This is a genomic window from Neisseria sp. P0008.S002, from assembly GCF_051962805.1.
GTDB lineage: Bacteria > Pseudomonadota > Gammaproteobacteria > Burkholderiales > Neisseriaceae > Neisseria > Neisseria perflava.
In genome coordinates this window covers 18,600-33,064 of record NZ_JBQCUY010000003.1, presented here as the reverse complement: position 1 = coordinate 33,064, position 14,465 = coordinate 18,600, and the positions used below count along the sequence as shown (strand labels likewise).

Below are 14,465 nucleotides of genomic sequence, written 5' to 3'. Positions count from 1 at the left end.
GAAAGGAACAATGATGTTCAATAAACACGTTAAGACCTTCCAATACGGTAATCAAACCGTTACTTTGGAAACCGGCGAAATCGCTCGCCAAGCCGCTGCTGCCGTTAAAGTATCTATGGGCGACACTGTTGTTTTGGTTGCCGTTACTACCAACAAAGAAGTGAAAGAAGGCCAAGACTTCTTCCCTCTGACTGTCGATTACCTCGAGCGTACTTACGCAGCAGGTAAAATCCCCGGCGGTTTCTTCAAACGCGAAGGCAAACAAAGCGAAAAAGAAATCCTGACCAGCCGTCTGATCGACCGTCCGATTCGTCCTCTGTTCCCTGAAGGTTTCTACCACGACATCCAAATCGTAGCGATGGTGGTGTCTGTTGACCCTGAAATCGATTCTGACATTCCTGCAATGCTGGGTGCATCTGCCGCGCTGGTGTTGAGCGGTGTACCGTTTGCCGGTCCGATTGGTGCGGCACGCGTGGGTTATGTAAACGGCGTGTACGTTCTGAACCCGACTAAAGCCGAATTGGCTAAATCACAATTGGACTTGGTTGTTGCCGGTACTTCTAAAGCCGTGTTGATGGTGGAATCCGAAGCCGACATCTTGTCTGAAGAAGTGATGCTGGGTGCGGTTGTTTACGGTCACGATCAAATGCAAGTGGCCATTAACGCCATCAATGAGTTTGCCGACGAAGTTAACCCGGAAGTTTGGGATTGGAAAGCACCTGAAACCAATGAAGAATTGGTTGCAAAAGTACGCGAAATTGCCGGCGAAACCATTAAAGAAGCGTTCAAAATCCGTCAAAAACAAGCGCGTTCTGCCAAATTGGACGAAGCTTGGAATGCCGTGAAAGAAGCGTTGATTACCGAAGAAACCGACACTTTGGCAGCCAACGAAATCAAAGGTATTTTCAAACATTTGGAAGCCGATGTTGTCCGCAGCCAAATTTTGGACGGACAACCGCGCATCGACGGTCGCGACACCCGCACTGTTCGTCCGCTGAACATTCAAACCGGCGTATTGCCGCGCACTCACGGTTCTGCACTGTTTACCCGTGGCGAAACCCAAGCTTTGGCGGTTGCAACTTTGGGTACTTCACGCGACGAGCAAATCATTGATGCGCTGTCCGGCGAATATACCGACCGCTTCATGCTGCACTACAACTTCCCTCCATACTCTACCGGCGAAGTGGGTCGCGTAGGTGCGCCAAAACGTCGTGAAATCGGTCACGGCCGTTTGGCTAAACGTGCATTGTTGGCCGTATTGCCAGAACCTGAAGATTTCAGCTACACCATGCGCGTGGTTTCTGAAATTACCGAATCCAACGGCTCTTCCTCTATGGCTTCCGTCTGCGGCGGCTGCTTGAGCCTGTTGTCTGCCGGTGTGCCTTTGAAAGCACACGTTGCCGGTATCGCCATGGGTCTGATTTTGGACAACAACAAATTTGCCGTTCTGACCGACATCTTGGGCGATGAAGACCATTTGGGCGATATGGACTTTAAAGTAGCCGGTACAACAGAAGGTGTAACCGCGCTGCAAATGGACATCAAAATCCAAGGTATTACCAAAGAAATCATGCAAATCGCTTTGGCTCAAGCCAAAGAAGCGCGTTTGCACATCTTGGATCAGATGAAAGCCGCCGTTGCAGGCCCACAAGAGTTGTCTGCACACGCGCCACGCTTGTTCACCATGAAAATCAACCAAGATAAAATTCGTGATGTAATTGGTAAAGGCGGCGAAACCATTCGTTCGATTACTGCTGAAACCGGTACTGAAATCAATATCGCTGAAGACGGTACCATCACTATCGCTGCGACTACTCAAGAAGCAGGCGATGCAGCGAAAAAACGTATCGAAGAAATCACTGCCGAAGTGGAAGTGGGCAAAGTGTACGAAGGTACTGTGGTTAAAATCCTCGACAACAACGTTGGTGCGATTGTCAGCGTGATGCCGGGCAAAGACGGTTTGGTACACATCAGTCAAATCGCCCACGAGCGCGTACGCAATGTCAGCGACTACCTGCAAGTAGGTCAGGTTGTGAACGTGAAAGCATTGGAAGTAGACGATCGAGGCCGCGTACGCCTGTCTATCAAAGCTTTGCTTGAAGCTCCTGCTCGCGAAGAGAAAGCAGCTGAATAATTTGATTGTTCAAGCTTGAAACAAAAGGCCGTCTGAAAATTTCAGACGGCCTTTTGTTTATTTAAAAGATGAGTTTAAAAAACGGGTTTTGCCTTTACTTTGATTGAACGGATTACTACAATGCTTGCAATCTAATAAATATATTAATCTCTCAAGGAGTATGCAATGAATGCTACACAATTAATCAGTCGGCTGACGCAAACCGTCGGCGAAAAATACATCATCACAGACCCGGCAAAAACTGAACAATACCGTCAAGGCTACCGTTTTGGCGAAGGTAAGGCGCTGGCAGTTGTCCGTCCGGGTACGGTGTTGGAAATGTGGCAAATTTTGCAGGCGTGTGTTGAGGCTGATGTTATCGTGATTACGCAGGCTGCCAATACCGGTCTGACCGGCGGCTCGACTCCTGACGGCAATGATTACGACCGCGATATCGTGATTGTGAATACCATGCGTCTGAACATCATTCAGCCGATTAACAATAACGAACAAGTTGTCTGCCTGCCCGGTTCTACCCTGAATCAATTGGAGCTGCTGCTGAAACCTTTAGGCCGTGAGCCGCACTCTGTAATCGGTTCGTCCTGTATCGGCGCATCTGTATTGGGTGGCGTATGTAATAACTCAGGCGGTGCATTGGTACAGCGTGGCCCGGCTTATACGGAAATGGCTCTGTTTGCACAAATCAACGAAGAGGGCAAACTGGAGCTGGTCAACCATTTGGGCATTGATTTGGGCGAAACCCCTGAAGAGATTTTGACCAACTTGCAAGGTTTTCATTATCAGCGAAAAGACATTACGCAAGATGCCGGCAAGGGCCATGACCATGCTTATTGCGACCATGTACGCAAAGTGGATGAGCCGACGGCCGCACGCTTTAATGCCGACCCAGCACGCCATTACGAGGCTTCAGGCTGCGCGGGCAAGCTGATGGTATTTGCCGTGCGTCTGGATACTTTCCCGCAAGAAAAACAAACTGCCGTGTTCTATATCGGCACCAATGACATCAATGAATTGACCGATATCCGTCGCGCCGCTTTGGGTGAATTTAAAAGCCTGCCTGTTTCCGGCGAGTATATCCACCGTGAGGCTTTCGATATTGCCGATGTATATGGCAAAGACACATTCTATGTGATTAAGAAATTCGGTACGCATCAATTGCCGAAATTGTTTGATTTTAAAGCGCGCGTCGATAGATTCGGTAAAAAAGTCAGCTTCCTGCCTAAGCATTTTTCCGATAAATTCATGCAGCTGGTCAGCAAAATTCTGCCGGATCATTTGCCTAAATCTATGCGAAATTATCGCGACAAATACGAACACCATTTGATCTTGAAAATGGGTGGCGAAGGCGTAGCAGAAGCGCGCACGTTCTTGAAAGAATATTTTGCAACTCATGGTGGCGCATTCTTTGAATGTAATGCCGAAGAAACGCAGGCGGCCATGTTGCATCGTTTCGCCGTGGCTTCTGCCGCGATCCGCTATCGTGCCGTGCATGATGATGAGGTAGAAGATTTAGTTGCGCTCGATATTGCCTTGCGCCGTGATGACCGTGATTGGTTTGAAACACTGCCGCCGGAAATCGACAATAAAATCATCCATAAATTGTATTACGGACATTTTATGTGTCATGTGTTCCATCAGGACTACATCATTAAAAAAGGCAACGACTGCATGGCCTTGGAACATGAAATGCTCCATCTGCTTGACCAACGTGGTGCGCAATATCCTGCCGAGCACAACGTCGGTCATCTGTATGAAGCCAAGCCTGCGCTGAAACAGTTCTATAAAAAACTTGATCCGACCAACAGCTTCAACCCTGGTATCGGTAAAACCAGTAAGAAGAAAAACTGGGCTGAATAAAGCATAGTCAAAACAAAGGCCGTCTGAACATTTCAGACGGCCTTTTTATATGTTTGTTTATCAGAACAGGTTGCTGATGAAAATCAGCAGAATCACCAACGGCACGAGGTATTTCACATAGGCAAACCAGATATTGACGGTGGTATGGTTGCCTTTGTAGAGCAATTCGTCCTTCGCTTCATCTTTCATCACGAAGCCAACAAATAAGGCAGAGCCAAGTGCGGTCAGCATAAACAGGATGTTGCCGCTGATATAGTCAAAGGCGTCAAAAATGTTTTTACCAAACACGGAAATATCTTTCCATGGGCCGTAGCTCAAGATGGACGGGATATTGCCGAAGATAAAAATCCCTGCCAGTACGATGGTAATCGCGGCTGCGCGGCGGATTTTGGTTTTCTCCTGAATAGTTGTAATCAACACTTCATAAATGGTCAGAGAAGTGGTCAGCGCGGCAATCAGAAGCAGTGAGAAGAAAATTACTGCAAACACGGGGCCTGCCCACATATTGGAGAACACGATCGGCAGGCTTTGGAACACCAACGTCGGGCCGGAGTTAGGGGCAACGCCAAAGCTGAAGAGGGAAGGGAAAATCATAAAGCCGGCCAACACGGCAATCAAAGTGTTGGTAATCGCGGTAATTACGGCCGTCTGAACCAGATCTTCATTTTTATCCAGATAGCTGGATAATGTAATCATCACGCCGAAACCCAAGCTCAAGGCGAAGAACACTTGTCCTAAAACGAAGACGAACAGTTCGGCAGTAATTTTGCTGAAGTCAGGTTTCAGATAGAAGGTAATGCCTTCCATTGCGCCCGGTAGGGTAACGTTGCGCACAACCATGGCAATCAGGAATAAAAACAGCAAAGGCATCAGGTATTTTGCCGCTTTTTCAATACCGCCGATCACGCCTTTGACCAAGATCCATTGGTTCACAACCACAAATAGGAAGGTGTAGAAAGCAATTTCCCAAGGGCTGTTTTCGATGTGTTCGGTAAAGAAGCTTTTGGTGACTTCGCCGGAAACAGGGCTGGAAATGTCCAAATTACCGCCGATGATATTGACGATGTAGCTGATAACCCAGCCGCCGAGCACCATGTAATAGGCCATGATGCCGAATGCGCCGAGCAGGCCCATCCAACCGACCAATTTCCAAACTTTGGCAACGGGTTTGCCATTCATTGTGCCGCCAAACGCATCCAGCGCGTTCACGCCTTTGCGGCGACCGATGACATTTTCCACCAAAATCATTGGAATACCGATGACCAGCATGGCGATACAGAACAAAAACACATACGCGCCGCCGCCGTTTTCACCAACCAAATACGGGAAACGCCATGTTGCGCCAAAGCCGACAGTCGCGCCGGCAACGGTAAGGATGTAAGTCAAACGGTTGGACCAGGTTTGACGGGGTTGATTGGAAGACATAAATACTCAGATGCATAAAAACAAAGACAACATTTTACCGCAAAGATTTAACGAATCTTGACTAAAGTCTGAAAAGAAAATTGGTTAAAAAAACCATGTAATGAAGAATTTTTAGTGGATTTATCTGGTTTGATTGGTATTGAAACCTGAAAACAGAGAATTTGGCTGAAGCGATATGAATGATTGAAAGAGCCGTAACGATAAAGGCCGTCTGAAAAGTGGGATATGGGAAAGGGTTGTTGTGAGGATATTGGATAGCACCAAAGTGTGCTTTCAAGAGTATGTCGGCAACAAAGATGGTATTTATCTAAGGCTGTCTAATAACATCCTGTAACCTTAGCTTGGATAGTCGCCGATAGGTTTTCTTTCTATAAAACGATTTGCCTGAAATGGGAATGGCACAGATTGATGCGGAAGAGACGAGAAAGAGAAAAGGAGTAATGGCAAGTTAATGAGTGGGAGATGAGGTCTAGCAATGATGGCTTCTTTAGATGAGAAAGGCCGTCTGAAAGTACATTCGTTTGGTTGCCAAATTTTAGATAAAAAAAACCATCTATACTAAGGGGAAAGTATAGATGGCCAAACACATTACGGGGAAAACGTCTTACTCACTTACTCACTTCTTTCGAAGCAAGTGTTACTCAGACAGGCGAATTATACAATAGTTCAGTCTTCACAGTGTTAAATTCTGTTAAATAAAAATAATAAGGTTTAGATGTTTGATTTTAAATAAATAAAAAATCCATATTGTTTAAAAATTTATCGAAAAAATTTGGAATTTTTTTAGATTTGGATAAATTTCCATTCTCCGGCGGCTAAATCATCGACATTCCAGTTGCCGAATTTCTCACGGTGGAGCTGCTCGACACGGTTGCCTGCGGCTGCAACCATGCGTTTGACCTGATGGTATTTACCCTCGGTAATGGTCATCATCAATGTGGTTGGGTCGGTCAATACTGCTTCGGCTGCGGCGACAGTTTTATTATCGTCATGCAGGAGGACGCCGTTTTTCAGCGCAGTGCAAAGGGTATCGTCGGCAGGATGTTTCAAAGTGACGCGGTAGAGCTTCGGAACTTTGTGTTTGGGCGAGGTAACGCGGTGGTTAAATTGGCCGTCGTTGGTAATCAGAATAATTCCGGTTGTGTCTGCATCCAAGCGGCCGACTGCCTGCATATCGATATTGCGCATGTGGTCGGGAAAAAGGCTGAAGATGCTTGGATATTGCTGAGGTTTGTGCGAAGTCTCGTAATCTGCAGGCTTATGAAGCAGGATATAAAAATAGGGCATGGGGACGGCGGCAATTTCTTCGCCGTCAACAGACAGGGTGTGCACTTGAGACGGATCAATATCGTCTTTGGCACGATTATGGATTTCGCCGTTGATGGCAATGCAGTCATTGTCTATCAGCCATTGGCATTGCTTGCGGCTGCCGAGGCCTTGCGATTGGATGTATTTGAGCAGTTGCATGGTTGAAAAGTAGGAAATGTTCAGACGGCCTTTATTGTACTGGAAAACCGGTGTTTAGGCCGTCTGAAAAGTAGGGGTAAAAAAATCGCCCCTTTAAAATTTTAAGGGGCGCAAAAGGAACACAAACCACTACCAAAAACTGTTACAGGGCAAATTCTCCTATTTGATGTGTTGCCGGATAAAGTGCTTTCATCAAGTCATGTGGTGAAAGCGAGAAATCTTTGCTGTTTGTCGTCAGACGGCCTTGCTGAGGCGTCAGCTCAAGCAATCGGGCGTTTGCCGACTGGATAAATTTGTTTTTCGTGCGCTGCATTTTTCTTTGCAGGGCGGAAACAACGCGGTTGTACAGACTGTCTTTTTGCTTGACTTCGCGTGTATCGGCAACCCAGCTCAAGCGTGTATTGCCGTCTTCATCTTCAATCAGCAGGATACCGGTTTCTGATTGGGGCGATTTGCCCATACAAGGGAGCCAAACATAATATCGGCCATCTAAAGTAATGAATACTGCGTCATGTACTTCGCATTCATCGCAACACTTGGTGGCGATCAAAGAGCGGATGGCTTGTTGGTGCAGTCTCAGAATATCAAGGGAGACTTGCTTAAAAATACTTTCGGGCATTTTCTTCTCCTTTCATTCTGTTGTGCGGTTGTTTTGTTTCGATGGGTTGTATTATACGGCGATTTTTTAAATTTGCAAATGATAATTGTTCCTATTATTTAATTTATACGTAAGATATTAATTATTAAAGAAATTAAATTTAAAAAATTTTTTAGAAATTGGGTTTTCTACTCAAAAATGTCGTAATAGATGGTCATTAGATGAAAAAAGAATAAAGGCCGTCTGAAAAAATCCAGCAATAAAAGGGTATTGCAAAAGCAGCTAAAGTTTTGCTGACTATACATTTCAGACGGCCTTCAGTATGATTCAGGACGTTTTGATAATTGCAGAAACCACTAACCATGAGCCAACGTCAGATTATCCTCGATACGGAGACCACGGGTCTTTATCCTGAAAACGGCGACCGTCTGGTCGAATTTGCCGGCTTGGAAATGATCAACCGCCAAATGACCGACTCCAACCTTCATTTATATGTCCACCCTGAGCGCGATATGCCGGAGGAAGCGGCGAAGGTGCATGGTTTGACGATTGAAGTATTGGAAGCGAAGAATGCGCCGCCGTTTGCTCAAGTGGGTAAACAGATTGCCGACTTTATACGTGGCGCAGAGCTGATTATCCATAATGCCAAGTTTGACGTCGGCTTTCTGAATATGGAATTCCGCCGCATGGGTTTGCCTTCTATTGAAGAACTTGGTTGCAAAGTGACCGATACGCTGGCCATGGCGCGTGAAATGTTTCCGGGGCAAAAGGCAAGCTTGGATGCGTTGTGTAACCGCTTTTCCGTTGACCGCAGCAAACGGGTCTTGCACGGCGCGTTAATCGACTGCGAGCTTTTGGGTGAAGTCTATCTTGCCATGACGCGTCAGCAGTTCGACCTGATGGGCGGCGAGGCGGAAGAAGAGGGCGAGGTCAAACAAACCGTTATTGCGGAAACCAAACGTACATCGCAGTTGAAAGTTATCAAAGCCAATGCGGACGAGCTGGGCGCGCATGAGAAATATTTGGACGATTTAGGCGAAGCGTGTGTATGGCGAAAGGACGAAACGCCTGATGAGGCCAATGCCGGAGCGTCAGCATGATGCGCCGCAATATCGCTTTGATTCCTGCTGCCGGTGTGGGAGCGCGATTTGGCGCAGGAAAACCTAAACAATATCTTGAAATCAATGGTAAAACTGTATTGCAACATACCATAGAAATCTTTGAGAAACACCCCCGCATAGATTTAATTGCCGTTATTCTTTCTCCGGAAGATTCGGTTTTTCAGACGGCCCTGTCTGAGAAAGTACGCGTCTTTCGAGTAGGCGGCGCAAGTCGTGCTGAAACGGTACGCAATGGTGTGTCCACTTTATTAAAGCAAGGTTTGGCCGAGGCGAAAGATAATATTTTGGTTCATGATGCCGCGCGCTGTTGCCTGCCGGCTGAAGCGTTAACGCGTTTGCTTGATGAGGCGGGTGAGAATGATGAAGGCGGTATTTTGGCCATACCGGTAGCCGATACGCTCAAGCGGGCAGATGGCAATCATCATATTGATGAAACCGTTGCGCGCGCAGGATTATGGCAGGCGCAAACGCCGCAGCTTTTTCAGACGGCCTTATTAAATCGCGCCTTATCGGTTGATGATTTGAGTGAGATTACGGATGAAGCGTCAGCAGTTGAAAAACTGGGTATCCGGCCGCGCTTGGTGCAGGGCGATACGCGTAATTTAAAATTGACGCTGCCGCAAGACGAATACATTGTCAGATTGTTGCTCAAGGCCGTCTGAACAATCAAAACCCATTATTTAAGGAAGCAAACATGAATATCCGTATCGGACAGGGCTACGATGTCCATCAGTTGGTCGAAGGGCGAGATTTGATACTCGGCGGCGTCAACATTCCGTTTGAAAAAGGCTTGTTGGGTCATTCAGATGCCGATGCGCTCTTGCATGCGATTACCGATGCCCTATTGGGTGCGGCCGGTTTGGGCGATATCGGCAGTCATTTTCCTGATACTGCCGCCGAATTCAAAGATGCTGATAGCCGTGTGCTGTTGCGTGAGGCTTATCAAAGCGTGCAGGCATTGGGTTGGAAGGTGGTTAATGTCGATACGACCGTGATTGTGCAAAAGCCAAAACTTGCGCCACATATTCCGGCAATGCGCGCCAATATTGCCGCAGATTTGGGTTTGCCTGCAAACTGCGTGAACATCAAGGGTAAAACCAACGAAAAACTTGGCTATCTGGGGCGTATGGAAGCCATTGAAGCGCAAGCGGCAGTATTGCTGATTAAAGCCTAAGAGCTTAAAATTACTTTATTATTCAAACTGAAAGACTGACAACATGGCAACTCAAGACGAACTTAAACGTATTGCCGCCGAAAAAGCGGTGGAATTTGTTCCTGAAAACGAATACATCGGTATCGGTACCGGCTCTACCATCAACTTTTTTATCGAAGCTTTGGGTAAAAGCGGTAAGAAAATCAAGGGTGCCGTGTCTACTTCTAAAAAATCCAGCGAGCTTTTGGCAAAATACGAGATTCCTGAAGTTTCACTGAATGAAGTGATGGGTTTGGCGGTTTATGTTGACGGCGCAGACGAAGTCAACCACGCGCTGCAAATGATTAAAGGCGGCGGCGGTGCGCATTTGAACGAAAAAATCGTGGCCAGCGCATCCGATAAATTTGTCTGTATCGCCGATGAAAGCAAATACGTTTCCCGTTTGGGTAAATTCCCATTGCCGGTAGAAGTGGTTGAAAATGCCCGTTCGCTGGTGTCGCGCAAACTGCTTGCGATGGGCGGACAGCCTGAGTTGCGTGTCGGTTATACTACTTTCTATGGCAATCAAATTGTTGATGTTCACGGCCTCAATATCGACCAAGCCCTGAAAATGGAAGACGAAATCAATAAAATCACCGGCGTACTCGAAAACGGTATTTTTGCCCGCGATGCCGCCGATGTGTTGGTTTTGGGTACGGCAGAAGGTGCAAAAGTCATCCTGCCTTGTCAGGATTAATGGAGATTAATCAATCTTAAAGGCCGTCTGAAAGTGCATCAGGTCTTTCAGACGGCCTTCAATTTGGCAAAATATGCAAATCAGTAAAATTATAAAATGGTTGCCCGTTGTTTTATCCGTGTTGGGCGCGCTTGGTTACAGCTCACGCGATACCGAGTTGATTCGTACAGGGGTAAGCGTTGCCGCAACATTGGCACAAGGTGATAATATCGGTTTGGAAAAGGTCAATGAATGGCTGGGGGAAAATGTCGTCAAAGCGACATCTGACACCAAAGCCGAAGATAAACCCAAACCGGAACAAAAACAGAAGTCATCGCGACAATCCTACACATACAACGGAAAAATCATCAAAATCCATGATGGCGATACCATGCACATTATCGATAGCGACGGCAGGAAACACAAAATCCGTATGGCCTATATCGATGCGCCGGAAATCAATCAGGCTTATGGTACGCAATCACGAGACAATCTGATTGATGCTGCATTGAATAAAAAAGCCAAAGTTCGCGTGTTTGAAGCCGACCGTTACCAGCGCGAAGTTGCACAAGTATCAGTCGGCACGATTGACTTGAATTTGATGCAAATACGGGATGGCGCCGCATGGTATTATGAAAGTTATGCCAAAAAACAACAAAGTAAAACCGCTTACACCGACTATTCGGCCGCACAAAAACAAGCCAAGGAAAAACGTAAAGGTTTATGGAAAAAAGACAATCCGCAAGTACCTTGGCAATTTCGCCATCAAAACCACGAGCAGCAGAACGGCAATAAAAAGCAATCTGATAAACAATGGTTTGGGATTTGGTAAGTTTTAAGAAAGAGGCCGTCTGAAAATTTTCAGACGGCCTTTAATCATTACAATTTAGTATAAGATAAGAATGAGTGGCAGGTTTATGATTAGAGGGTAATAGAAATAAAAGTATGGTGTAATATTTTTAAGAAGGGCGGATATGAAAAAAGACACCGTTAGTTGGTGTCTTTAGTATCTGGCAGAGAGGAAGGGATTCGAACCCTCGATACGCTATTCACGTATACACGCTTTCCAGGCGTGCGACTTAAACCACTCATCCACCTCTCTGTGGACTATTATCCTGACTTCTTATTCAGAATAATGTGAAAACTTAACTGATTGATTTATCAGTGGTGCCCAGGAGAAGACTCGAACTTCCACACCCGTGAGGATACTAGCACCTGAAGCTAGCGCGTCTACCAATTCCGCCACCTGGGCAATTTAAATTTTCTTAAGCAAAGAAGCACCAAATTATTTGGTGCCCAGGAGAAGACTCGAACTTCCACGCCCGTGAGGACACTAGCACCTGAAGCTAGCGCGTCTACCAATTCCGCCACCTGGGCTTTGCTTTATTCTTCAATTTAAGGTACAGTTGACTACCTGAACTGCGAAGAAGCAGCTATTATATATTTTAAAAAAAGAATGTCAACTATCAAAATGAACAAAAATACTAAATCTTTAAATTTACGAGAAAAAGACCCATATTTGGAGCGGGAGAAACAACGTTACGCTCATCCGTTGCCCAGCCGTGAATGGGTTATTGAATTATTGGAACAAAAAGGTGTGCCGACAAAGATCGAAGCTTTGGCACATGAATTGTCGATTACAGAAGATGAATATGAATTCTTCGAACGCCGTCTGAAAGCGATGGCGCGCGATGGTCAGGTGTTGATCAACCGACGTGGCGCGGTATGTGCGGCAGAAAAATTGGCATTGGTTAAATGCCGTGTCGAAGCGCATAAAGACGGTTTTGGTTTTGCCGTGCCGCTAACGCCGACAGGCGAGGGCGATTTCGTTTTGTATGAGCGTCAGATGCGCGGTGTAATGCACGGGGATATTGTTACCGTTCGTCCTGCCGGTATCGACCGCAGAGGCCGTCGTGAAGGTACGGTTTTGGATGTAGTGGAGCGTGCGCAGTCTAAAGTGGTCGGCCGTTTTTATATGGATCGCGGCGTGGCCATTTTGGAGGCCGAAGACAAGCGTTTGAGCCAAAGTATCGTACTGGAACCTGAAAGCGTGGCGCACTTTAAACCGCAATCCGGCCAGGTGATTGTGGCTGAAATTGAGACGTATCCTGAAGCGCATCGTCCTGCTGTGGCTAAGCTGATTGAAGTGTTGGGCGATTATGCCGACAGCGGTATGGAAATCGAAATTGCTGTACGCAAGCACCATTTGCCTCATCAATTCAGCGAAGCATGTGTCAAAGCCGCGAAGAAAATTCCCGATCATGTGCGTAAAACCGACTTGAAAGGACGCGTGGACTTACGCGATTTGCCTCTGGTAACCATTGATGGAGAAACTGCGCGGGACTTTGACGATGCGGTTTTTGCTGAAAAAGTCGGCCGCAATTACCGTTTGGTGGTGGGAATTGCCGATGTCAGCCATTATGTCCGTCCTGATGACGGAATTGATGTAGATGCTCAGGAACGCAGTACCAGCGTGTATTTCCCACGCCGTGTGATTCCGATGCTGCCGGAGAAGTTGTCCAACGGCATCTGCTCGCTCAATCCTGATGTCGAACGCCTGTGTATGGTGTGCGATATGGTGATTACTTATGCCGGCAATATCAAGGAATACCGCTTCTATCCGGCAGTAATGCGTTCGCATGCGCGACTGACTTACAATCAGGTCTGGGATTGGATTTCAGACGGCCAGGATCATCCGTTTAAGCAGCAAATCGATACTCTGTATCAGTTATTTAAAATCTTGCAGAAAAAACGTTTCGAGCGTGGCGCGGTTGAGTTTGAGAGCGTTGAGACTCAGATGATTTTTGACGACAACGGTAAAATCGACAAGATCGTTCCAGTCGTCCGCAACGATGCGCACAAATTGATTGAAGAATGTATGTTGGCGGCGAATGTTTGCGCGGCAGAATTTTTGCTGAAAAACAAACATACGGCTTTATTCCGCAATCACTTGGGTCCGACTCCCGAAAAACTGGCCACTTTACGCGAGCAGCTTGGTTTACTGGGGCTGAGTTTGGGGGGCGGCGATAATCCGACGCCGAAAGACTATGCTGCGCTTGCCGAGCAATTTAAAAACCGTCCGGACGCGGAATTGTTACAAGTGATGATGCTGCGTTCTATGCAGCAGGCGGTTTATGAGCCTCATTGCGACGGTCACTTTGGTCTGGCTTATGGCGCATATGCACACTTTACTTCGCCTATCCGCCGTTATCCCGATTTGACGGTACATCGCGCCATTAAAGCTGTATTGAACGGACAAACTTACCAACCCAATAAAACCTGGGAGGCTTTGGGCGTGCATACCTCTTTCTGCGAACGCCGAGCCGATGATGCCAGCCGCGATGTGGAAAACTGGCTGAAAACTTATTATATGCGCGACAAAGTCGGCGAAGTTTTCAGTGGCAAGATTTCGGGCATGACCAGCTTCGGTATTTTTGTAACCTTGGACGATATTCATATCGACGGCTTGGTACATATCAGCGATTTGGGAGAGGATTATTTCAACTTCCGTCCTGAAATTATGGCAATTGAGGGCGAGCGTAGTGGTGTCCGTTTCAACATGGGCGATACGGTTACTGTAAAAGTCGCGCGAGCCGATTTGGATACCAGCAAGATTGATTTGACCTTAATCAGCGGCGGTTCAGTCGGTAAGAAACGCGGAGGTAGAAAAGCAAAACCTGTAAGCAAGCCAATAGCTGCTGACAAGTCTGTCGAAAAGCGTAAGCGTAAACTGTCGGCTAAAGAAATTGATGAAGCGTTGGCTGCTCCCATGAAGGCAAAGAAGAGCAAGGTGAAAAGTAAACCTGCCTCCAAGCCTGCCAAGCCAAGCAAACCTAAAGCCGCAGGTAAGAAAAAAACGCAGGCGAAAACAACTTCCGTCAAAGCCGGGCATAAAAATAACGCGCAAGGCAAAAGCGTGAAGATTAAAGTAAAGAAAGCTGCTAAGAAATAAGCTGCATTCAATTCAGGCCGTCTGAAAAGTTTCAGACGGCCTG

General features: G+C 46.8%; 11 protein-coding genes and 3 tRNA genes. 8 read left to right on the top strand and 6 right to left on the bottom strand.

Features of this window, described 5'->3' with window-relative positions; translation table 11 throughout:
- Positions 1-10: 10 nt before the first annotated feature.
- Positions 11-2,134, top strand: a complete 2,124-nt coding sequence (gene pnp, locus ACTHSA_RS03700) for a polyribonucleotide nucleotidyltransferase (protein WP_107697060.1) — start codon at positions 11-13, stop codon at positions 2,132-2,134.
- 165 nt (positions 2,135-2,299) lie between these two features.
- The gene (gene dld / locus ACTHSA_RS03695) at positions 2,300-3,991 is read left to right on the top strand and encodes a D-lactate dehydrogenase (protein ID WP_070712711.1); all 1,692 of its coding nucleotides are present in this window, start codon (positions 2,300-2,302) and stop codon (positions 3,989-3,991) included.
- Between the two features lie 60 nt (positions 3,992-4,051).
- On the opposite strand, the gene ACTHSA_RS03690 is transcribed toward dld, so the two are convergent.
- From ACTHSA_RS03690 to ACTHSA_RS03680, 3 genes are all read right to left on the bottom strand, one after another.
- On the bottom strand, positions 4,052-5,416 hold the full coding sequence (locus ACTHSA_RS03690) for a sodium-dependent transporter (RefSeq protein WP_070712712.1): 1,365 nt from the start codon (positions 5,414-5,416) through the stop codon (positions 4,052-4,054).
- Between the two features lie 783 nt (positions 5,417-6,199).
- Positions 6,200-6,883, bottom strand: coding sequence for a 16S rRNA pseudouridine(516) synthase (locus tag ACTHSA_RS03685; protein ID WP_440378803.1), 684 nt, complete (start codon positions 6,881-6,883; stop codon positions 6,200-6,202).
- A gap of 142 nt (positions 6,884-7,025) precedes the next feature.
- Complete coding sequence (locus ACTHSA_RS03680; protein ID WP_049348077.1) at positions 7,026-7,502, bottom strand: hypothetical protein; 477 nt, start codon at positions 7,500-7,502, stop codon at positions 7,026-7,028.
- Positions 7,503-7,843: 341 nt separating this feature from the next.
- Here ACTHSA_RS03680 and dnaQ point away from each other — a divergent pair, with 341 nt between their 5' ends.
- The 5 genes from dnaQ (at position 7,844) to ACTHSA_RS03655 (ending at position 11,302) form a co-directional block, all read left to right on the top strand.
- Positions 7,844-8,581 carry a DNA polymerase III subunit epsilon gene (dnaQ, locus tag ACTHSA_RS03675; protein WP_070712717.1) on the top strand — a complete coding sequence of 246 codons (738 nt, stop codon included), beginning with the start codon at positions 7,844-7,846 and terminating at the stop codon, positions 8,579-8,581.
- The gene (ispD, locus tag ACTHSA_RS03670) at positions 8,578-9,264 is read left to right on the top strand and encodes a 2-C-methyl-D-erythritol 4-phosphate cytidylyltransferase (protein WP_070712720.1); all 687 of its coding nucleotides are present in this window, start codon (positions 8,578-8,580) and stop codon (positions 9,262-9,264) included. The genes dnaQ and ispD overlap by 4 nt, the downstream gene beginning before the upstream one ends.
- Before the next feature lie 32 nt (positions 9,265-9,296).
- Positions 9,297-9,776 (top strand): 2-C-methyl-D-erythritol 2,4-cyclodiphosphate synthase, encoded by a 480-nt coding sequence (ispF, locus tag ACTHSA_RS03665; RefSeq protein ID WP_070712723.1) that lies wholly within the window; start codon positions 9,297-9,299, stop codon positions 9,774-9,776.
- Positions 9,777-9,819: 43 nt separating this feature from the next.
- Complete coding sequence (gene rpiA / locus ACTHSA_RS03660; protein ID WP_003679072.1) at positions 9,820-10,491, top strand: ribose-5-phosphate isomerase RpiA; 672 nt, start codon at positions 9,820-9,822, stop codon at positions 10,489-10,491.
- A 73-nt stretch (positions 10,492-10,564) separates the two neighbouring features.
- Positions 10,565-11,302 carry a thermonuclease family protein gene (locus ACTHSA_RS03655; RefSeq protein WP_070585431.1) on the top strand — a complete coding sequence of 246 codons (738 nt, stop codon included), beginning with the start codon at positions 10,565-10,567 and terminating at the stop codon, positions 11,300-11,302.
- Between the two features lie 179 nt (positions 11,303-11,481).
- Here the strand turns inward: ACTHSA_RS03655 and ACTHSA_RS03650 are convergent.
- From ACTHSA_RS03650 to ACTHSA_RS03640, 3 genes are all read right to left on the bottom strand, one after another.
- Positions 11,482-11,572: transfer RNA gene (locus ACTHSA_RS03650), tRNA-Ser, on the bottom strand.
- Between the two features lie 63 nt (positions 11,573-11,635).
- Positions 11,636-11,722, bottom strand: a tRNA-Leu gene (locus tag ACTHSA_RS03645).
- Between the two features lie 38 nt (positions 11,723-11,760).
- A tRNA-Leu gene (locus ACTHSA_RS03640) sits at positions 11,761-11,847 on the bottom strand.
- A 79-nt stretch (positions 11,848-11,926) separates the two neighbouring features.
- Here ACTHSA_RS03640 and rnr point away from each other — a divergent pair.
- Positions 11,927-14,422 carry a ribonuclease R gene (gene rnr / locus ACTHSA_RS03635; protein WP_440378802.1) on the top strand — a complete coding sequence of 832 codons (2,496 nt, stop codon included), beginning with the start codon at positions 11,927-11,929 and terminating at the stop codon, positions 14,420-14,422.
- Positions 14,423-14,465: the final 43 nt, after the last annotated feature.